The organism is Spirosoma liriopis (assembly GCF_023196085.1).
GTDB classification, from domain to species: Bacteria; Bacteroidota; Bacteroidia; order Cytophagales; family Spirosomataceae; genus Spirosoma; species Spirosoma oryzicola.
On the sequence record NZ_JALPRF010000003.1, the window covers coordinates 984352 to 1004349 of the forward strand.

General features: G+C 50.6%; 18 protein-coding genes. 10 read left to right on the top strand and 8 right to left on the bottom strand.

Going from position 1 to position 19998, the window contains the following annotated elements:
* Positions 1–8: 8 nt before the first annotated feature.
* The 4 genes from M0L20_RS21060 to M0L20_RS21075 all read left to right on the top strand — a co-directional run bounded on the left by M0L20_RS21060 (position 9) and on the right by M0L20_RS21075 (position 2381).
* Positions 9–974: a helix-turn-helix transcriptional regulator gene (locus tag M0L20_RS21060; RefSeq protein WP_232558570.1), complete on the top strand. Its 966-nt coding sequence runs from the start codon at positions 9–11 to the stop codon at positions 972–974.
* Positions 975–1103: 129 nt separating this feature from the next.
* A complete protein-coding gene (locus M0L20_RS21065) occupies positions 1104–1556 on the top strand; it encodes a GyrI-like domain-containing protein (RefSeq protein WP_248478907.1) in 453 nt (150 codons plus the stop codon).
* A 25-nt stretch (positions 1557–1581) separates the two neighbouring features.
* Positions 1582–2001, top strand: coding sequence for a DUF3224 domain-containing protein (locus tag M0L20_RS21070; protein ID WP_248478908.1), 420 nt, complete (start codon positions 1582–1584; stop codon positions 1999–2001).
* Entirely contained in the window at positions 1998–2381 is a 384-nt protein-coding gene (locus M0L20_RS21075) for a VOC family protein (RefSeq protein WP_232558573.1), read from the top strand. The genes M0L20_RS21070 and M0L20_RS21075 overlap by 4 nt, the downstream gene beginning before the upstream one ends.
* A 47-nt stretch (positions 2382–2428) precedes the next feature.
* Here M0L20_RS21075 and M0L20_RS21080 read toward each other — a convergent pair whose 3' ends face one another.
* Complete coding sequence (locus M0L20_RS21080) at positions 2429–3637, bottom strand: acyl-CoA dehydrogenase family protein (protein WP_232558574.1); 1209 nt, start codon at positions 3635–3637, stop codon at positions 2429–2431.
* Positions 3638–3846: 209 nt separating this feature from the next.
* On the opposite strand from M0L20_RS21080, the gene M0L20_RS21085 reads away from it, so the two are divergent.
* The 4 genes from M0L20_RS21085 to M0L20_RS21100 all read left to right on the top strand — a co-directional run bounded on the left by M0L20_RS21085 (position 3847) and on the right by M0L20_RS21100 (position 10866).
* On the top strand, positions 3847–5439 hold the full coding sequence (locus M0L20_RS21085; RefSeq protein ID WP_248479164.1) for an NAD(P)/FAD-dependent oxidoreductase: 1593 nt from the start codon (positions 3847–3849) through the stop codon (positions 5437–5439).
* A gap of 78 nt (positions 5440–5517) precedes the next feature.
* Positions 5518–6147 carry an NUDIX hydrolase gene (locus tag M0L20_RS21090; protein WP_248478909.1) on the top strand — a complete coding sequence of 210 codons (630 nt, stop codon included), beginning with the start codon at positions 5518–5520 and terminating at the stop codon, positions 6145–6147.
* 362 nt (positions 6148–6509) lie between these two features.
* Positions 6510–7661, top strand: a complete 1152-nt coding sequence (locus M0L20_RS21095; protein WP_232558576.1) for an efflux RND transporter periplasmic adaptor subunit — start codon at positions 6510–6512, stop codon at positions 7659–7661.
* A 58-nt stretch (positions 7662–7719) separates the two neighbouring features.
* The gene (locus tag M0L20_RS21100) at positions 7720–10866 is read left to right on the top strand and encodes an efflux RND transporter permease subunit (RefSeq protein WP_248478910.1); all 3147 of its coding nucleotides are present in this window, start codon (positions 7720–7722) and stop codon (positions 10864–10866) included.
* An 80-nt stretch (positions 10867–10946) separates the two neighbouring features.
* Here the strand turns inward: M0L20_RS21100 and M0L20_RS21105 are convergent, their stop codons facing one another.
* Positions 10947–11705, bottom strand: a complete 759-nt coding sequence (locus tag M0L20_RS21105) for an SGNH/GDSL hydrolase family protein (RefSeq protein WP_248478911.1) — start codon at positions 11703–11705, stop codon at positions 10947–10949.
* A gap of 172 nt (positions 11706–11877) precedes the next feature.
* On the opposite strand from M0L20_RS21105, the gene M0L20_RS21110 reads away from it, so the two are divergent.
* Together M0L20_RS21110 and M0L20_RS21115 are read left to right on the top strand one after the other, a co-directional pair.
* Positions 11878–12486, top strand: coding sequence for an RNA polymerase sigma factor (locus tag M0L20_RS21110; RefSeq protein ID WP_248478912.1), 609 nt, complete (start codon positions 11878–11880; stop codon positions 12484–12486).
* Complete coding sequence (locus tag M0L20_RS21115) at positions 12476–14161, top strand: hypothetical protein (RefSeq protein ID WP_248478914.1); 1686 nt, start codon at positions 12476–12478, stop codon at positions 14159–14161. The genes M0L20_RS21110 and M0L20_RS21115 overlap by 11 nt, the downstream gene beginning before the upstream one ends.
* Positions 14162–14255: 94 nt before the next feature.
* On the opposite strand, the gene M0L20_RS21120 is transcribed toward M0L20_RS21115, so the two are convergent.
* The 6 genes from M0L20_RS21120 to M0L20_RS21145 form a co-directional block, all read right to left on the bottom strand.
* Positions 14256–15569 carry a PQQ-dependent sugar dehydrogenase gene (locus tag M0L20_RS21120; protein WP_232558581.1) on the bottom strand — a complete coding sequence of 438 codons (1314 nt, stop codon included), beginning with the start codon at positions 15567–15569 and terminating at the stop codon, positions 14256–14258.
* 89 nt (positions 15570–15658) lie between these two features.
* On the bottom strand, positions 15659–16030 hold the full coding sequence (locus tag M0L20_RS21125; RefSeq protein WP_232558582.1) for a DUF3471 domain-containing protein: 372 nt from the start codon (positions 16028–16030) through the stop codon (positions 15659–15661).
* Positions 16031–16063: 33 nt separating this feature from the next.
* The gene (locus M0L20_RS21130; RefSeq protein WP_248478915.1) at positions 16064–16480 is read right to left on the bottom strand and encodes a GNAT family N-acetyltransferase; all 417 of its coding nucleotides are present in this window, start codon (positions 16478–16480) and stop codon (positions 16064–16066) included.
* 200 nt (positions 16481–16680) lie between these two features.
* Positions 16681–18015, bottom strand: coding sequence for an ammonium transporter (locus M0L20_RS21135; RefSeq protein WP_232558584.1), 1335 nt, complete (start codon positions 18013–18015; stop codon positions 16681–16683).
* 68 nt (positions 18016–18083) lie between these two features.
* On the bottom strand, positions 18084–19241 hold the full coding sequence (locus M0L20_RS21140) for a porin (protein WP_248478916.1): 1158 nt from the start codon (positions 19239–19241) through the stop codon (positions 18084–18086).
* Between the two features lie 330 nt (positions 19242–19571).
* Positions 19572–19922, bottom strand: coding sequence for a 4Fe-4S dicluster domain-containing protein (locus M0L20_RS21145; RefSeq protein WP_232558586.1), 351 nt, complete (start codon positions 19920–19922; stop codon positions 19572–19574).
* Positions 19923–19998 lie beyond the last annotated feature (76 nt).

A 19998-nucleotide genomic window follows, 5' to 3' on the forward strand; every position in this document is an offset into this window, starting at 1 on the left:
TTCGCTGTATGAATCGTCTCGACCGTCTAACCGCAATTCTGATTCACTTACAAACTAAACGGGTGGTACGCGCGCAGGAATTGGCCGACCGTTTTGGCATTAGTCTGCGTACCGTTTACCGCGACGTTCGGTCACTGGAAGAAGCGGGTGTTCCAATCGGGGCCGAAGCCGGTGTCGGTTATTTTCTGACAGACTATCACCTGCCGCCCGTTATGTTCACCAACGCCGAAGCCAGTTCGCTGCTTCTGGCCGCCAAGCTGATCGAAAAATGGACGGATCAATCGGTACGAACCGAGTTTGATTCGGCCCTATTCAAGATAAAATCAGTTCTAAAGCGTCCCGATCAGGAGCATCTCGACGACCTGGCTCCTAATGTCGATGTGTCGAAACCATCGGCGCGTCCACCGTATGCGGACGGGCTACTTTCCACCATCCAGCAGGCAATCGCCCGGCACCACGTGCTTGATCTGCATTATCATTCGCTGTACAACGATACCGAAACAAAGCGCGAAGTAGAACCGGTTGGCTTGTATCACTACAGTTTGACGTGGCATCTGATTGGCTTTTGTCGCATACGGCAGGATTACCGCGATTTTCGCCTTGACCGGATTCGATCCATGACGGATACCGGCCAGCGGTTTGCCCGTCACGAACGATTGTCGTTGCAGGAGTACATCCAGCGGGAACGTAGTGGCTGCGATATGCCGGTCATTAACGTTACGCTTGTATTCCCCAAATCCGTGGCCCGCTTTATCCATGAGTCGAAGTATACGTGGGGCTTTGACGCCGAGGAAGATCTGGGCAAATACGTCCGGATTCACCTCAATACGCCCTATCTGGAAGGGCTGGCCCGCTGGCTCCTTACCTTTGGAACGACTATTACAATCGAGCAGCCCGACTCGCTGCTGACACTGATGCACACGCTCGCCGAAGAAGTCAGAGACCATTATGCTGCGCAAGCTGTACTGACCTAACCTAAAGCCGTTCAATGCTGACACTTCCTTTTTACACCATCAGCAAGATAGTGCTGCGCTTCTGAATCCTACTGACATACGGCTGTCACCGGGTGTTGTTTTCTTTGCTTCGTCACCAAACAAACGGCTATGCAAACGAAACAAGCGCCCCCGATGACTACGCTGTGTTATACCACAAACACCACACTAAAGGAGCTTCATCGGTTTTGGAATGTTACGGCACAGGGTATCTACCGAGAAGCAAACCGGCTCGGCCTCGACATTATGGGGCCAGTGTACTGGTCCTACTACGGCGTCGATGGCAATCCCGATACGGTGTTCAGGCTAGAGATTTCCTTACCGGTCAGCAAAGCAACCGGACAGCCTGACGGATTTGCTTTTAAGCGGTGGGAACCGTTTCATTGCCTGGCTGCGCTGCATGTAGGTCCGTGGGAGAATCTTCCCGAAACATACCGACGTCTAATGTCCACCGTTTTCGAACAAGGCAACCAGCCTAACGGCATTTGTCGGGAAGTGTACCTGAACATGAATCTGGAACAGCCGCCCCATAACGTCACGGAAGTACAGATTGGTCTTGCGTAAATCACCCAATGAACTTGACCTATTCATGAAAGCAACCGCACAGCGCACCTATCAATACCGGAAAGAAGAATCGTACGATGAACTGGCAGGAGCGCCTACACTTACGCAAACCTGGGTACGAAATCGGTTCGAAGGCGATATCGAAGGCGAAAGCTGGGAAGAATACCTTGTGATGTACCGCACTGATAATTCGTACGCCTTTGTGCTGCTGGAACGCGTTATCGGTAAGCTCGGCAATCGGTCAGGGAGTTTCGTCGTTCAGGGCAGAGGCACATCCGAAGATGGCACGGTCCGGGCGGAACTGACAATTCTGCCCGGCAGCGGTACGGGCGACTTGGCTGGATTACGAGGACACGGTTACCTGATCACGCCCTCTGGACAATCGTCGACGGTTACGTTTGATTACGATCTTGATTCCCCTGCTGTTAAACAACAACTACGATGAAACTGAACGCTGGCATCATTACCGACAAGCTCCCAGAAACTAAACAGTTCTACTGTAACATACTCCATTTCGGCGTTACGTTCGAAAATGAATTCTACGTATTACTGCACACACCGAACCGGCAAGCAGAACTGGCCTTTCTGTTACCAGACCATCCTTCCCAGCAAGATCTGTTTAAGCCTTCTTTCGGCGGGAAAGGCGTTTTCCTAACCCTTGAACTGGATGACGTTGACGCAGAATACAAGCGATTGAAAGACTTAGGTATTCCTCTGGCGATCGATCTTCGCGACGAACCCTGGGGCGACCGCCACTTTGCTATCGTTGACCCAAACGGTGTTGGCATTGACCTCGTCACCTACGCACCACCGAGCAAAGCCTAATGACGTTTGCGCCAACAGCCGTCTGGCCGTTGGCGCAAACAATCCGGTTATTTATACGCCGGAATACCTGTGATCTCCGCCCCTAATATCAACAAGTGAATATCGTGCGTACCTTCGTACGTACTGACGGATTCAAGGTTCATCAGGTGACGCATAATCGGGTAGTCGCCGGAAATGCCCATCGCTCCCAGAATCTGGCGGGCATCACGCGCTACGCGCAGGGCAATTTCAATATTGTTACGCTTTGCCAGCGAAATTTGAGCATTGGTCGCCCGGTCTTCGTTCTTAAGCATACCCAGTCGCCAGCAGAGCAATTGCGCCTGGGTAATGGCCGTCAGCATTTCGGCCAACTTTTTTTGCACCAACTGAAAGCTAGCAATCGGCTTGTTGAACTGCGTTCGGTCAAGGGCGTACCGACGAGCCACTTCGTAGCACTCCATAGCCGCTCCAAGTGCTCCCCAGGCAATGCCGTAACGAGCCTGATCCAGGCACCGTATCGCACTTTTCAGCCCAAACGCTTCCGGCAGCAAGTTCTCTTTCGGCACCTTTACGTCCTGGAAAATCAATTCACCGGTACTGCTGGCCCGAAGCGACCATTTGTTCCCTATTTCGTTCGTGGAGAACCCTTCCATACCACGCTCTACGATCAGCGCCCGAACCTTTCCCTGTTCGTTTTTGGCCCAAACAATCGCTATGTCCGCAAAAGGCGCGTTGGTGATCCATAGCTTGGAACCACTTAGCAGGTAATAATCGCTTCGCTCGATAAAATTCGTTTCCATACTGCCCGGATCCGAACCATGGTTCGCTTCAGTCAGACCAAAACAGCCAAGCATTTCGCCCTTGGCTAGTCCAGGCAGGTATTTTTGTTTCTGTTCCTCCGAGCCAAACGTGTAGATCGGATACATCACCAGCGAATTCTGGACCGACACGCACGAGCGCATGCCCGAATCGCCCCGCTCGATCTCCTGCAACATCAAGCCATACGAAATCTGATCCAGGCCACCGCCCCCAAATTCCGTCGGGATTGTGGCTCCGAACGCGCCGATCTTACCAAATTTCTGAACCAGCTGAGCCGGAAATTCAGCCCGTTGCGCATAGTCTTCGATGATCGGCGTAATCTCACGCTTTACAAAATCGCGTACTGCCGAACGTACCAGCTTATGTTCGGCCATCAGAAGATCGTCAAGGCAGTAAAAGTCAGGTGACTCAAACGGATCTACCTTATTTCGGGGAGGGGTGGTGGTTATTGGCTGCATACTGCAACAACTCAAAAAACTACCGCTTGTTGGCATGCTTAGCGTTTTTTGCCAATTTATCAGCGATAGAAAAACAGGCGTGTAAACAGAGTAAAGTAACCGCTTCCGTAGAACGAACCCAAAGGTAAACCTGCCTGTTACATAACCAGGAAGCAATTTCCCTTATTTTTGTGAACCATCTGCCGGATAAAAACCGGCCTTACGAATTCATGATTCACCAACTTTCTATTACTTTATCACCGGAACACGCCTACGACGATGCCGCTTTTCGGGAGCAGGTGCTGCGCTCGTTAAAGATTTCTACCGATAGCTCGGCAGTTGTTCGCAAACGGCGGCAGTCGATTGATGCGCGTGGACGGCAAATCCGCATTCACGTCGATACGGACGTGTTCGTTAGTGAAACCCCGCCCCCACTCATCGCCTACAAAAAGCCGAAAGTAGATGTCAGCAGCGCTCCACAGGCCATTGTAGTTGGCGCGGGACCGGCGGGTCTGTTTGCCGCTTTACGCCTGGTTGAACTGGGCATCAAACCTATTGTCCTAGAACGCGGCAGTGACGTTCGCACTCGCCGACGTGATTTAGCGGCCATCAATAAAGACCATATCGTTAACCCAGAGTCGAACTACTGCTTTGGCGAAGGCGGAGCAGGTACGTATTCAGACGGTAAATTATATACTCGTTCCACCAAACGGGGTGATGTCCGTCGCATCCTGGAAATTTTTGTGGCCCACGGAGCCACCGAAGAAATTCTGGTGGATGCTCACCCGCATATTGGTACCAACAAGCTTCCCAACGTGGTAGCCGACCTTCGGCAAAGCATCCTCAACGCCGGTGGCGAAGTTCGCTTCGACACGAAAGTTACCGACCTTATTCTGGAGAAAGGTGAGCTGAAAGGCGTCGTTACGGCAACGGGAGAAGCCTTAACCGGCATCGGAGTTATTCTGGCAACCGGGCACTCCGCACGCGACATTTTCTACCTGCTGCAAGACCGGAATGTCCTGATTGAGGCAAAGCCGTTTGCAATGGGCGTTCGCATTGAGCATCAGCAAAGTCTGATTGATCAGTTTCAGTACCACCGACCCGACCGGGGCGACTACTTACCCGCAGCTTCGTACAGTTTGGTAACACAAACCCGTTTCAATGGGGTAGATCGGGGTGTTTTTTCGTTTTGTATGTGTCCGGGTGGATTTATTGTGCCAGCGGCTACGGCTCCGGGCGAGTTGGTCGTCAACGGGATGTCGCCATCACGCCGGGATTCTAAGTACGCCAATTCAGGGCTGGTCGTTGCGATTATGGATCAGGACCTGAAACCTTATGCCGACGAAGGCCCACTGGCCGGGCTGGCTTTGCAGCAGGATTTGGAACGATGGGCATGTCGAATGGGTAGCAAAGACAGTAGCCAGCCGTCACAGGTTGCTCCTGCCCAGCGCGTGGCCGATTTTGTGGATGGACGCGTGTCAACAGACCTGCTATCCACGTCGTATCAGCCGGGCCTAACCTCGGTAGATATGGCCGCGGTATTGCCCGACCATATTGCGCAGCCCCTGCGTCAGGGATTGCGTGATTTTGGTCGCAAAATGCAAGGTTATCTGAGTAACAACGGTCAGGTAATCGGTGTTGAAAGTCGTACTTCGTCGCCGGTACGGATTCCGCGTGACCGCGATACCTGTGAACACGTAGAGGTTCGGCGGTTGTTTCCCTGTGGCGAAGGGGCTGGTTACGCGGGCGGCATTGTTTCAGCGGCTATGGATGGCGAACGCTGCGCCGAGCAGCTTGTACACTTATATAAAACGAGTTTATAGCGTATCGTTCGTGGGTTATCGTGGTTGACGCCCCGCGTATAACCCACAGACAAAACGCTATAAACTGTAACGCAAACCATGATCGACACTTCGTTCCATACCTTTACTGAGCAGCTCCGCCAGCGATTGCAGAAACCGTTACCCGGCGAAATGGCCCATCAGAAAATGGCATCATCAGCTCGTTATCGCCTGGGTATCAGACCTAACGAACGAACACGACGAAGTGCGGTTTTGATTTGCTTTTATCCGTATCAGAACTCGATCTACCTGCCGTTGATTCTCCGACCGCAGTATGATGGCGTTCATGCCGGGCAGATGGCATTTCCCGGTGGCCGAATGGAACGCTTCGACGAGAATCTTACCCGGACGGCTTTGCGGGAAGCCCAGGAAGAAGTAGGCATTCGGGTGACGGACGTAAAGGTGCTGGGCTTATTGACCGAATTGTTTATTCCACCGAGCAATTTCTACGTACAACCCGTTGTCGGTATGCTTCCTTACCGGCCCGATTTTTATCCTGACCCTCGCGAAGTCGAAGCCGTGATCCAGGTTGATCTGGAAACGCTGCTGGATGAAACAATCGTTGGCGACAGTCAGATCGAAGTACGTGGCGTACTGGTTGACGCTCCTTTTTACGAAATTCAGGGGCACCGGGTTTGGGGAGCCACTGCCATGATGATAAGCGAGTTGCTGATGGTTATGGCCTCGTAGCCTACCTTAATCGATTTAGCACAATTTTTTTCAACGAATTCATTTTTACAAGTAATAAGTATTTTTCGGAAAGGCAGCCCGGTTGGTTGATCAACCCCTTCGGGATCGTTCGGTAATAGCTAGCTCATTATCATAACGGACGTCTTTTAAGATAACAGCGACGCCACCGATTTCATAAGCATTTCTACGGATACCAGACGGTACTACTCACGAAAATAAAGGTGACTCTTGTCCATAAAGTAAGCTCATATACAGGCTACTGCCGATTGTTATAGTCGTCAACATTGATAGCTTTGTAGTTTGTAACAAACACGGTATCTCCACCGTTAGAAATTAAATCCCTTATTGCAAATTACTACTCCGTGAAAAGATGGATTGCTATCGGTCTCGTCGTTCTTGTGCTCGGCGGGATAATTGTGTATAACAAAGTATTACATCCTGCTCCCGGTGCTACCCCAGGTGGTCCTGGAGGAGGCAGCGCTGGAAAAGGTGGCTCCGAAAAAGGAGGACCAGGGGGCAAAGGTGGCCCCGGCGGTGGCGGCCCGGCTACCGTTAGTGGCTTTGTTGTGATTTCGAAAAACCTACAGGAAGATGTTGTCTCCAGCGGATCGCTACTAGCAGCCGAACAGGTCGATATTTACCCTGAGATTTCCGCGCGCATTACTCAGCTAAACATTCGGGAAGGCCAACCCGTCAAAAAAGGAGATTTACTGGTCAAACTTTTCGATGCCGATCTACGGGCACAGTTGTTGAAACTTCAGGCTCAGGCCGACAATGCCCGCCGAACGGAAGAGCGGAACAAGCAACTTTTGGAACGGGGCGGCATAAGCCAACAGGAATTTGACATTACAACAACAAACCTACGGTCGTCGCTGGCCGATATCGAGTTGGTGAGAGCAAACCTGCAACGTACCGAAATCAGAGCGCCTTTTACGGGTGTCATCGGTTTGCGGAACGTCAGCTCGGGAGCGGTCGTTTCGCCCAATACGCTGATTGCCCGATTGCAACAGGTTTCGTCGCTTAAACTTGATTTTTCGATCCCGGAAAAATACGGCCAGTCGGTGCATCCGGGTAGCGAGATATCTTTCCAGGTAGACGGCAGCAACCAATCCAGCCAAGGCGTTGTTTACGCTATAGAACCCGGAGTTGAAGAGCAAACCCGTAACCTACGTATTCGGGCGAAGGTTAACAACACAACGGCTCGCTTCCGCCCCGGTACGTTTGCCCGTGTGACGCTAACCATTCAGAATGAACGTAGTCTGGTTGTGCCCACACAGGCTGTAATTCCTCAGACGCGTACCAATCAGGTTATTGTCGTTAAGAACGGAAAGGCGCAGTTTAAAGACGTCAAAACCGGAATCCGTACGGCCGGAACCATCCAGATTCTGTCGGGTGTCCAGGCCGGAGATACCGTTGCAACAACGGGTTTGTTGTTTCTTAAGCAGGATGCTCCGGTCAAGATTGGCCGCGTAGTGACCCTACCCGGTAACAGCCCTAAAGTAGCCAGTAATTAATCGAGTAGCCGATGGCAACCGGTAAATGCCAAACCCTAAAATATAAACTCAACCAGCAATGAGTCTGCCCGAATTAAGCCTGAACCGACCGGTCTTTGCTATGGTTATGTCCATTGTCATTGTCCTGTTCGGTATTATCGGCTTCACCTTCCTTGGTGTACGCGAGTATCCGGCGATTGACCCGCCGGTGATCACCGTACGGACCAATTATACCGGTGCGAACCCTGATATTGTCGAGTCGCAGATAACCGAGCCCATCGAGAAATCGCTCAACAGTATCGAGGGTATCCGGACCATCTCGTCCAACAGTGCGCTGGGAGCCAGTACGATTACCGTTGAATTCAATCTGGACGCCAACCTCGAACAGGCGGCCAATGACGTTCGTGACAAGGTATCGCAGGCGCAGCGCCAGCTCCCGCAGGATATTGATGCCCCTCCGGTAGTAACCAAAGCCGACGCCAACTCGGACCCGATTATTTTCATGACCGTTCAAAGTACGACCCGTAACCCGACCCAATTATCGGATTACGCCGAGAACGTACTTCAGGAGCGTTTGCAGACGATTCCGGGCGTAAGTCAGGCCAATATTTACGGTCTTAAGCGCCAGGCTATGCGGCTTTGGATCGATCCAATCAAGTTATCGGCTTATCGGCTGACCGCACAGGACATTCAGAGTGCACTGACGGCTCAGAACGTCGAACTACCCAGTGGTAAGGTCTACGGAAACAATACAGAGCTGACGGTAAAAGCCGTTGGTCGCCTGACAACAGAAGAAGACTTCAACAACCTGATCCTTCGGCAGACGGCTAACCAGATCGTTCGCTTCAAGGATGTTGGTAGTGCAGTGTTAGGCGCTGAAAATGAGGAAACGCTATCGAAGCAGAACGGGGCAGTCGGTGTTATTCTGGTGCTCATTCCGCAGCCTGGCGCCAATTACGTGAGCATCGCCGATGAGTTTTACAAACGCTTCGATCAACTGAAGAAAGACCTCCCCAGCGATATTCTTGTTAATGTGGGTATCGACCGGAGTACATTCATCCGCCGGGCGATTGAGGAAGTAGGCGAAACGCTGATCATCTCGTTTGTGCTCGTCGTATTGGTTATCTACTTCTTTTTCCGTGACTGGCTCATCGCCTTCCGCCCGCTGATTGATATTCCTGTATCGCTGATCGGAGCGTTTTTTATCATGTACGTTGCGGACTTTAGCATTAACGTACTAACGCTGCTCGGTATCGTACTGGCAACGGGTCTGGTGGTCGATGACGGGATCGTGGTCACGGAAAATATCTTCAAGAAAATTGAAGATGGCATGGATACCAAGGAAGCCGCCCGTGAAGGTTCTAACGAGATTTTCTTTGCGGTATTAGCCACATCGATTACGTTGGCGATCGTATTCCTGCCAATTATCTTCCTGGAGGGCTTCGTTGGTCGCTTGTTCCGCGAATTTGGTATCGTCGTCGCGGGTGCCGTCTTGATTTCGGCCTTTGTTTCGTTGACGCTCACCCCGGTACTAAGCGTAAAACTGACGAGCAAAAACCACGGTAAAGACTCCTGGTTCTACAAGAAAACGGAGCCTTTTTTCCAATGGCTTGACCAGTCGTACCGCGATTCGCTCAATGGTTTCATGCGCAAACGGGGTTGGGCTTTCGTCATGATTGGTGCGTGCGCCGTAATTATTTTTGGCATTGGTTCGCTGCTTAAATCCGAATTAGCTCCGCTCGAAGACCGTGGCCGTACCCGTATTGCGATTACGTCGCCGGAAGGCACAAGCTATGAGTCGCAGGCTGCAACTACCGACCGCGTGATGCAGCTTGTCCTCGACTCCATCCCCGAAACACGGTTGGCATTCAGCGTCGTAGCACCTGGTTTTTCGGGAGCAGGCGCGGTAAACTCGTCGTTCGTGATGATCAACATGGTTGAGCCTTCCGAACGCAAACGTTCGCAGCAGGAGATTGTCGATTACCTGACCAAGAACTTGAAGAAGTTCAGCGAAGCGCGTATGTTTGCTACGCAGGACCAGACGATCCAAGTCGGTCGGGGTGGCGGTTTGCCCGTTCAGTTCGTTATCCAGAACCTGAACTTTGAAAAGCTACGGGAGAAACTACCAGTCTTCCTGGACGAAGTCGCCAAAGATCCAACGTTTCAGAACAACGACGTTGACCTGAAATTCAACAAGCCGGAGCTAAACATCAGCATTGACCGCGAAAAGGCAACCAACCTCGGTGTTTCGGTACAGGATGTGGCGCAGACGTTGCAGCTGGCCCTGAGTAACCGTCGTCTGGCGTACTTCCTGATGAACGGAAAGCAGTATCAGGTGATTGGGCAGGTTGACCGGGCCGACCGCGACGAACCCGTCGATCTGGCTTCGTTTTACGTTCGCTCCAATCAGGGTCAGCTAATTCAGTTGGACAACCTGGTGAAATTTCAGGAGGTGAGCAGCCCACCCCAGGTGTACCACTACAATCGCTTTAAGTCGGCCACCGTATCGGCTAGCTTAGCTCCCGGCAAAACCATTGGTGATGGGGTAGCGGCTATGAATGCCATTGCCGATCGTACGCTTGACCAAACGTTCCAGACGGCGCTCTCCGGCCCTTCGCGCGACTACGCCGAAAGTTCATCGAATACCTTGTTCGCCTTTGGTTTAGCGCTGGTGTTGGTTTATCTGGTATTAGCCGCCCAGTTCGATTCGTTTGTCGATCCACTGATTATTATGATTACCGTACCGCTGGCGCTGGCCGGGGCTGTCTTCTCGCTTTGGATGTTCAATCAGACGCTGAACATCTTTAGTCAGATCGGTATCATCATGCTCGTGGGTCTGGTCACTAAAAACGGTATTCTGATTGTCGAATTTGCGAACGAGCAACGATTAACGGGCAAGAATAAGTTTGAAGCCGCCACCGAATCCGCGGCTATGCGGTTACGACCTATCCTGATGACAACGCTCGTGGCTGCGTTTGGCGCATTACCGCTCGCATTAGCGCTTGGGTCGGCATCGAAGAGCCGTATTCCACTGGGTATTGTGATTGTGGGCGGTCTGATGTTCTCACTCGTGCTTACGCTCTACGTCGTACCAGTAATTTATACGTATATGACTCGTCGGAAAGACGTTTCAGAAGAGAAAACGCACCAACGTCCATTACCACAACCGGATGGTCGACCAACGGGAGACACGACAAAGCCCGAAGAGATGGAAGTGCAACTTTAAAAAATGCATCACGCACAAAAAACCCCGGCGGATAAAATCTGCCGGGGTTTTTACTTCTCATAGGTTAATTAATGTCCGTTTTAACTCCGCCGAATCGTATGAATAGCGACAATGGTTGGCGCAGCCAGGTAAAAATCAAACAAAGCACGACCGACCAGTTCATGTCCAACCGCATTCAGGTAGCCAGTGTTTGTCGTACCGGTCAGAAAGTATTCTTCGCGGGGCTGAATTACGGCGTCCGAGTCAAAAACGCTGAACGATTGCCGTACGTCCGACCGCATAAATAAAGCCCGTCCCTGCTGCCGTAACCACCGATAGACGGGCTGCGGATGCGGGAACGGACTAAGCAGTATTACTTTATGGCGATACGGTTTCAGCAACGTAAGTAAATCGGTCAACTCGTGCCGAACCGTAAACAACCGGGGAAGCACTCCGAGTGTAGCCATACCTTGCATCAACAGGAACTGCCCGGCCTCGGCGGTTCGTTTGATCAGCCCCACTGGCTTTTTTTCAATGGTTGGCAAGAGCCAGTCAGGCAGTACCAGATCTCCGGAAACGTCAGGCACACGACTCGTATCGCGGACGAATACCGATTCCAGGCCAGCCGGATGGTCCACACAGCCCTGACCCGCCTGCACCATGATCAGATCATAGTGTTCCAGCGGTAGCTGACTCATAGTCATCTGAACCGCAGCCAATGTTGACTGGGCGTACGCTTCTACCGAAACCGCTCGGCCAGTCTGGCTTATTTGCCGAATAAAATGGCCAACAAAACTAATTTGTCCGGCAGAAAGGCCGTATCCTCCAACATGCCGGTCACCAATGATCAGTATCTTCATCGTACGATGTGACACCCGTGTGCCTTTTTCTATCCATACGCCCCTGAATTGATGAGTGTGGCAGTTACCAGCTAAATTTTTAGATATTATTTTGGCTAACCCGTGCAACGAATTACTACCCCACTGCGTATTAATACGTATATGCGCCTACTCACTCTAATCGGAACAAACGTTGTTTTTCAAGAAATCATCCTCGTTTGCCGAACATGACCTTATCAGCGTCATTCAGGCCTGCCGTGCCAATGATCCGCGGGCGCAGCGAACGCTTTTCAAGCAGTTTTTCGGGTATGCCAAGAGTATATGTCTTCGCTATACATCGAGCCGCGAGGAAGCGGAAGATGTTTTAAATGAAGGATTCCTGAAAGTCTTTCAACATCTGGATCGCTTCGACGAAAAACAACCCTTCAAGGCCTGGCTGCGCACCATATTGGTCAACACAGCCATTAGTCATTACCGGCGGAATCACCAACTAGAACAACATTCTAATCTGGAATCAGGCGAAGACGTACCTTTTGACGATGACATCGTTGACCAGATAGCCGCCGACGAGATTCTGGCTTTGGTGCAACAGCTGACGCCAACTTACCGAACGGTGTTCATGATGCATGTCGTTGACGGATATAGCCTTCACGAAATTGCGGGCATTCTATCGCACAATGAAGCTACAGTACGCTCCAACTATGCGCGTGCGCGCCAGAAACTACAGCAAATGATTCGGCAAGCTTATCCATTCCACGCTAAGACCGGCCCAAAGGCCCCATTACCCTATCATGAAAACTGATCGATTTGCCGATAGTATCCGACGAAAGCTGGATAGCATTCGACCTGAATTTTCAGAGCGAGACTGGAAACGGATGCAGGCGTCCTTAAACCAGGCAAGCCCTTCGCCCGGCGCACCCACTCCTTCCGCTCATCCTTTTGCGGGATATACGGCTAAGCTGGCCGCTGCTGGCCTGGTTGGTACTGCTATTTTCTTATCGACCACTATCTGGCAACACTATGAATTAAAACATCTACATCAAACACTTCAGCAAGTAAACCAGAAAGTTAACACACCAACCAATAACGCCCCTGACCAGGATCAGCCTAGCCTGGCGTCAGGATCGACCGGTGCTCAATCGGAGCAGCTTGCCCTGCAAAATCAACACCCCGCTGGTACAACGTTACCGAGTGAGGCAACTGTGAAGCGAGATACCGTATACATTGATCGGTATATAACCGTACCTGCTTCCCCAACACGGCTTCGCGCTACGGATAACGTTCAACTAGCCAATCAGCAAAGACGGCAATCGTCAAACGAGCCAATAGCCAGAACAAACGCGTCAGACCTGACGACGCAGTCTGGTAGTTTGTCTCAAAATGACAAGCCACGACAAGGTTCGACTCATTTTGACGAGGCAACGACAGGCGCGATACAGCCTACTGGTGCGGGTATGTACCGCGAGAAACGGGAAAAGGTGCTTTCCAACGCAACTTCTCCGGCTAAGCGTCAGGAGCGAATTTCAGAGAGCCCGGACAAAACTTCCCCATCGGATGCTGCTAGCCAGCAAGTCGCCTTGACCGAATCGTCGGGAGCAACAACGCGCAGCAACGGCTCGGTCGCTAACACGGGGAATGTCCCTGTAGCAGATAACGGAAACGTACCAACCCAATCGGCAACATCCAACGCCCCTCCCGCCACTGGATCAGCCGACGCGGCTCAATCGGCAATCGCTTTCGAACCGATGTCGGCCCTACCGCTGCAGCTGAATACCATTCATTGGGACGCTGTGCTGGCACAACGGGCAAGACGTATGCGCCCGGCTAGAACAACAGTAGTAAGCGGCCAAGCGTCATCAGCTCCTGTCGTTCAACGTGTTCGGCCAATTCCGTTTCAGCTTAGAGCGGGGCTTGGAACGGACCTGAATACGCAGGCGCAGAGCATAGGGGCTTACGCTGAAGTAATAGCATTCAAGCACTGGAGCCTGGGAATAGGGCTGAGTCAGGCTAAATTTGGAACAAGTTTCTTTCCGAGCATTCTTGATTTCGACAAGAGTAATCCGCAGGATTTTCGGAAGCAATATGGCCGTGGTTTTGACCCCCGGTTTGAGATTTTCGGCATTCAACTGTATACCAAACGAATTCAGCTTCCCATCAATCTAAGCTACCGGATTCCTGTATCCCAGTCTCTCACGATTTTACCCACCATCGGTACGGACCTAACGCTACAGAATCAACAGTTTATTAGCTTCTACCATCAATTGCCGTTCAAGATGGGTTACGAAAAAATTGACGGAAAAAGCATTCGTCCGATGGATTTGCTGAATAACGTGACATTTGGAGCAAGCGTTGAGTGGCAGGCAAAACATTGGGCTGCGCAGGCTGGGCCGCTTATTACGACACCACTGCAACCCGATCCAGGTTGTCAGCAGGCAACGACCATTGGGTTACGGGCCAGGGTATTTTATCAGTTTTAAGCCGTGAGAAGGCCAGAGCGACTCGACTAAGTCAGTAAAAAAAGAAACGCAACGTAAGCGCTTACGTTGCGTTTCTTTTTTTAGACCAGTTTTTTTACTTGGATGCGACTACGCGCCATATCCGTCCGGCGGCATCGTCAGCAACTAGTAAGGCTCCGTCTGGTGCTACCGTGACTCCTACTGGACGGCCATAAACATCTTTGTCATTACCTGCTGTGATAAATCCGGTTAAGAAATCTTCTGGTTTGCCCGGCTTACCATTCGCAAACGGCACAAATACCACTTTATACCCCGAAAACGTCGACCGGTTCCAGGAACCGTGTTGCCCAACAAATGCACCATTGCGGTACTTTTCCGGAAACGCGGTTTCATCGTAAAAAGCTAAGCCAAGCGAAGCGGTATGCGAACCCAGTGGTACATCGGGAACAACCGTTTTTTTCACCAGATCGGGGCGCTCACCTTTCCGACGCGGATCTTCGTTTTGACCATAATAGGAATAAGGCCAGCCGTAGAAAGCCCCTTCTTTGACGCTCGTTAGATAGTCCGGGACCAATTCATCACCCAACTCGTCGCGTTCGTTAACAGCCGTGTACAGGGTCTTGTTTTCGGGTTGCCAGTCCATACCCACCGGGTTACGCAAGCCGCTGGCAAAAATTCGTTCACCCGACCCGTCTGGATTGATCTCCAGAATATTGGCCCGCCGAACTTCGTTGTCCATACCATGTTCGCCCACGTTACTTCCCGATCCAACAGAGACATAGATCTTTTTGCCATCGGGGCTGGCCAGCAGATTGCGTGTCCAGTGATTGTTATAGCCACCGGCGGGCAAGTTTAGGATCTTTTTACCTGGACTGCTCATTTTTGACTGCCCAGCCTTATACGGGTACTGCCAGATACCGTCGGTATTAGCGACATAAAAATGATCGCCCAGCACCAGCATCCCAAAGGGTTGATTCAGCCCGCCTAAAAATGTTTCCTTTACTTCGGGCTTTCCATCTTTATTCGTATCGCGCAGGAGCGTAATCCGGTTGGCACTCGGTGCCGAGCGTTCCGAATTACTTTGCCCTACCGCAATGTTTTTGATTGCCTGTTTGACTCCTTTACGCTCCGTATTGGCTTCAGCGACGAAAATATCACCGTTCGGTGCTACGTAAATCCAGCGAGGGCTCGCTAAACCACTAACGTATTCTGTTACGGCAAAACCCGCTGGTGCCTGTGGTGTTTTCCCCTGCGGCCAGCCAATAACATTACTAAAATGCTGCGTCGATTTTGTCGCGTACGGAGCAGGCAGAGTGATCGTCGTGTCGGCAGTGGCTACGTCGGTAGCGGCTGTATTGCTTTCTTTTTTTGAGTTGCAGGCTGCAAACAAAGCAGTCATGGCAACCGTCGTCACAATAAGTGTTTTCATTGTTGAGTTTTAGCCTCTCGTTTTTCCAAAGCCTTTTCTAAGACTTATCGTAAGAGTATGCTCGTTAAACTCATAATGAAATCGTTTAGTTACGGATTCTCTTTCTTGGCCGTTAGCTCGGTACCTTGAGCGGCTAGCGTCAACCCTGTCACGGCTTTTGTCGCCACGTCGCGAATAAATGTGATAACTGAACCGTACGAACTCGTCGATTGATAGGTATCTTCTTTTGCCTGTTTTACGAGCCGGTTTTTCCCAAATTCATTCGCTTCGCCCATTAAGTCCCCTTTTTGAGCCGTAACGGTAAATTTTTCAATTGGACTTCCGCTCGTAAATGTGTACGTCCCGGTATATTCACTCAAGCGGATTGAATCGGCAACCGCAGCCGTTGATTGGGCGTACGAAGAACCGCACAGCGACAGGGTTAATCCAGCGATCAGGAGGAAGAAGTATGTTGTTTTCATGGTTTTTAGGGTTAGTTCAGGTAAACTAACTGATTATAAAACCATTTCAAAACGGGCGTACGGAATCGGACCTTTGTAGAACACATCACTAACGGCCTTCATGCCAAAACGCCGGTAAAAATCAGCCGCATCGAGCCGGGCATCACACCAGAGTGTCGTAGCTCCCAGCCGACGGGCTTCGGCAATCGTGTGGTTCAGCAATTGAGTACCAATGCCCCGGCGCTGATGAGCGGGAGACGCGGCAAACTTTCGGAAACGCGCGGTCTGACCGTCCACAAACAAGGAAATTACAGCAACTAAATCGTCGTGAAGAAATGCGCCAACGTGATAGCCTTCCGAATCGTTGTCTACTTTTACGTAATCGAGGGGTTTGTCAGGCCACAACACGCTGTGACGAAGCGGGTAGGTTTGCTCGGGTGTGATTGCCCGAATGGATAAGGTATCAGTCATCTGTTTATAATCAAGGGCCTGCAAGCTACCAATCATTTGGCAAAGCGCATCTTCTGGAGCTTGATGTAGCCTTGTTCCTTACCCCCATAAAAGCAGGAAACCGCCCCCAAGCGGGAACGGCTCCATGAGTACAACAAAACCACAGTAAAGCTGCCGGTCGTAACGGCCAGACAGAGTGCCTGTGGATTTGTCGTTGTTTCTTATGCTTCGATCAGGAATTCGTCATGCTGACTAACGTCCAGACCTGACTTCTCATCTTCTTCAGACACACGCAGTGGCAGAATCAGATCCGTGATTTTCAAGATCAGATACGACATAGCGAAGGCAAATATCGAAACGCCAACCAGTGCAATCATGTGGTTTGTGAACAAGGTCGTTTGACCGAATGCCAACCCTTCGTCCACTACGGCTGAGTTTACCCCTTTGCTAGCGAAGATACCCGTCATTACTAAACCAACCATACCACCAACACCGTGGCAAGGGAATACGTCGAGGGTATCATCGAGCGTTGATTTCGAGCGCAGGTGAGCCACATAGTTCGAGATAATAGAAGCAACCGTACCGATAAAGATCGACGTAGGAACCGTAACAAAACCAGCCGCTGGCGTAATCGCAACCAAACCGACAACCGCACCGATGCAGAAACCAAGCGCCGATACTTTCTTGCCTTTAGCAGCATCGAACAGAACCCAGGCCAGACCAGCCGCAGCCGCAGCCGTGTTCGTCGTAGCGAAAGCCGAAGCAGCGAGTGGCGTAGCGCCTACTGCCGAACCGGCGTTGAAACCGAACCAGCCAAACCACAGCAGCCCCGTACCTAACAACACAAATGGAATGTTGGCTGGTGGGAAATAGCTGGCTTCGAGGTGCGACTTACGACGCTTCAGGTACAAGGCACCGGCCAGAGCAGCCCAGCCTGCCGACATGTGGACAACCGTACCACCGGCAAAATCAAGAACGCCCATTTTGAACAGGATACCTTCTGGATGCCAGGTCATGTGTGCCAAGGGAGCATATACGAACAGGCTGAACAGGATCATAAACAATACGTACGACCGGAAATTGACGCGCTCAGCCATCGAACCTGTTACCAGAGCGGGCGTAATTACCGCGAATTTCAGTTGAAAGAAAGCAAAGACGACCAGTGGGATACTTGCCGCTAACGACCAGGGCTTGCCGTCGAGTACGCCTTTGAACATGAAGTGATCCATTGGATTGCCGACAATACCGCCAATCGATGAACCGAAGGCTAGGCTAAAGCCAACAACCACCCATAATATGCTGATAACACCCATCGCGATAAAGCTTTGTAGCATCGTCGAGATTACGTTTTTGTTGTTGACCATCCCACCGTAGAAGTACGCCAGGCCGGGTGTCATCAACAAAACAAGCGCCGTAGCAACAAGCATCCAGGCTGTATCGCCAGAGTTGATGCCTTCCGTTACGATCTGGGTCGGAACACTGTTAAAGCCGGGAAGCACACCGAGTATGGCGAAAGCTCCCAGGAGAATTAGAGGTACGTAATTGGGCTTTTGCATGACAATTGAGGGGTTTTTGTTGTACTAAGATTATCGTATTCGTTTGGGTTAAGAAAACAGAGTTACCGTTAGAACTTAAAGATGGCAGCCATCCCCAGCGTCGTCTGTGATTTCGTAAGCGATCCGTCGTTTTTCTCGAATTTATCCGCATTGTAGGCGTCAATCCGTAGTTCGGGCTTGAACAGGATGTGGCCGTCTGCTGCGTTGATATTACCCGTCAACGTGATTGAGTTGACACTAGCACCATCACCAGCAGCGTCCGTTAATGCGCGGGCGCCGTTTTTGTTATCAAATGTCTCGTAGCGAACACCCAGGCCAAACTTGTCGGTAAAAGAGTAGTTCGAATACACGGCTACTCCACCCCAGCTCTTCGACGTAGCAGGGCCACCAACGCCCTGATAGTCACCTTTCTGCGATCCAGTAGCAGCATTCAAGCCCAGATAGAACTTAGGGGTAACCTGGTAGGTAGTCGTCAGATCGAACAGCGAGTAGCTTGCGTTGTCTGCGTTTACAGCGTCCGTGTTTTGCGATGCTTCATTCGACGTAATAGCATTCAAATAGACATTCCAGCCTACAACCGGCGAGAAAAAGAACTGTCCAATCAACCCCTTCTTCTTGTTGTTGTCGAACAGGTTATCGACGTTGTTGACAACGCCCAGCATCAAGTACGCCCGGTCACTGAAGGTATACTGTCCCTTTAACCCGATGTGATAGAAAGGACCGTTGTTGAAAAGGTTCGAAAGCGAATAGTTGTAGTTGACGGGTGCGTCGATCACCTCATAACCGATATGCGTACCGAACTGACCAGCGGTAAACGATAATTTGCTGGACGCTTTAAAAACAATGTACGCTTGTTTGATCGCCAGTGCGGTTGATCCGGCAGTACCGAGCAACCCAACATTATTACCATAGTTACCAAGATCGGCGAATGGTCCAAATGCCAGGTCGATAACCGCATCTACTTTATCAGCTGTGTATGTCGCTTTAGCCTGAACCAAGCCAATTCCGAACTGACCCGCTTTTTGGTCGAAGGCGCGCGCATTACCAGCCCCTGTTTTAGTTAGACCCAGGTTTGACTGGCTTTTAGGATTATTGAAGTTTCCAAAATAGTACGTATCCATGTACCCCGAGAACGTGAATTTCCCCGGCGTAGTGGACGTTGAATCCTGAGCGTATGTGCCCCAACTAACAAACAAAGAACTAATAAGTAAAAGTATTTTTTTCATGCTTTTTCTTTGGTAGCGTAGTGGATCTGTTGTAGTTTAACTGGGAGCAAATTTTATCATATAATTCGTTCAATACAAGAGATTTTAGCAAACAAAGAGGCAATTTTTTAGTTTTTCTGTTATTTTGTTCAAATTATTATAATTTTTAGAAGCAAAATACTCCATTTTACTACTTTTTGTCTCTTTATAACATATTCTGCTATAGTCATTGTAGACCAAATATTATTTTCTAAGGAATCATCAAGATTGATTCAGTTAGGATACGGCCTAGAAACATAAAAGCCCGACTGGATAACCAGTCGGGCTTTTCGCTTGCAGAATTGCTACTAGTTAGGCTTCTGCGTGTAACCAGGCTTTCTTGGAAAGCAGCGTTTCTTCATCTTCAACGACCTCTGGGTCGGGGACGCAGCAATCTACCGGACAAACGGCTGCACACTGTGGCTCTTCATGAAAGCCGACACACTCGGTGCATTTGTCACTTACTATATAATAAAACTCATTAGAGACGGGAGCCTGTGGCGCTTTGCCGCTTACAACCGTTCCATCGCCGAAATCGACTTCGGTTAGTTCGGTTCCTCCGCCCCAAGTCCATTCAACACCACCTTCGTAGATGGCTGTATTGGGGCATTCGGGTTCGCAGGCACCACAATTGATGCACTCGTCAGTGATCATGATTGCCATGAGCAGTACAGATTTATTGGCGATGAACTTTTATCTTCCTGAATTGAACAACAAATATAACTATTTAAAGGTTATG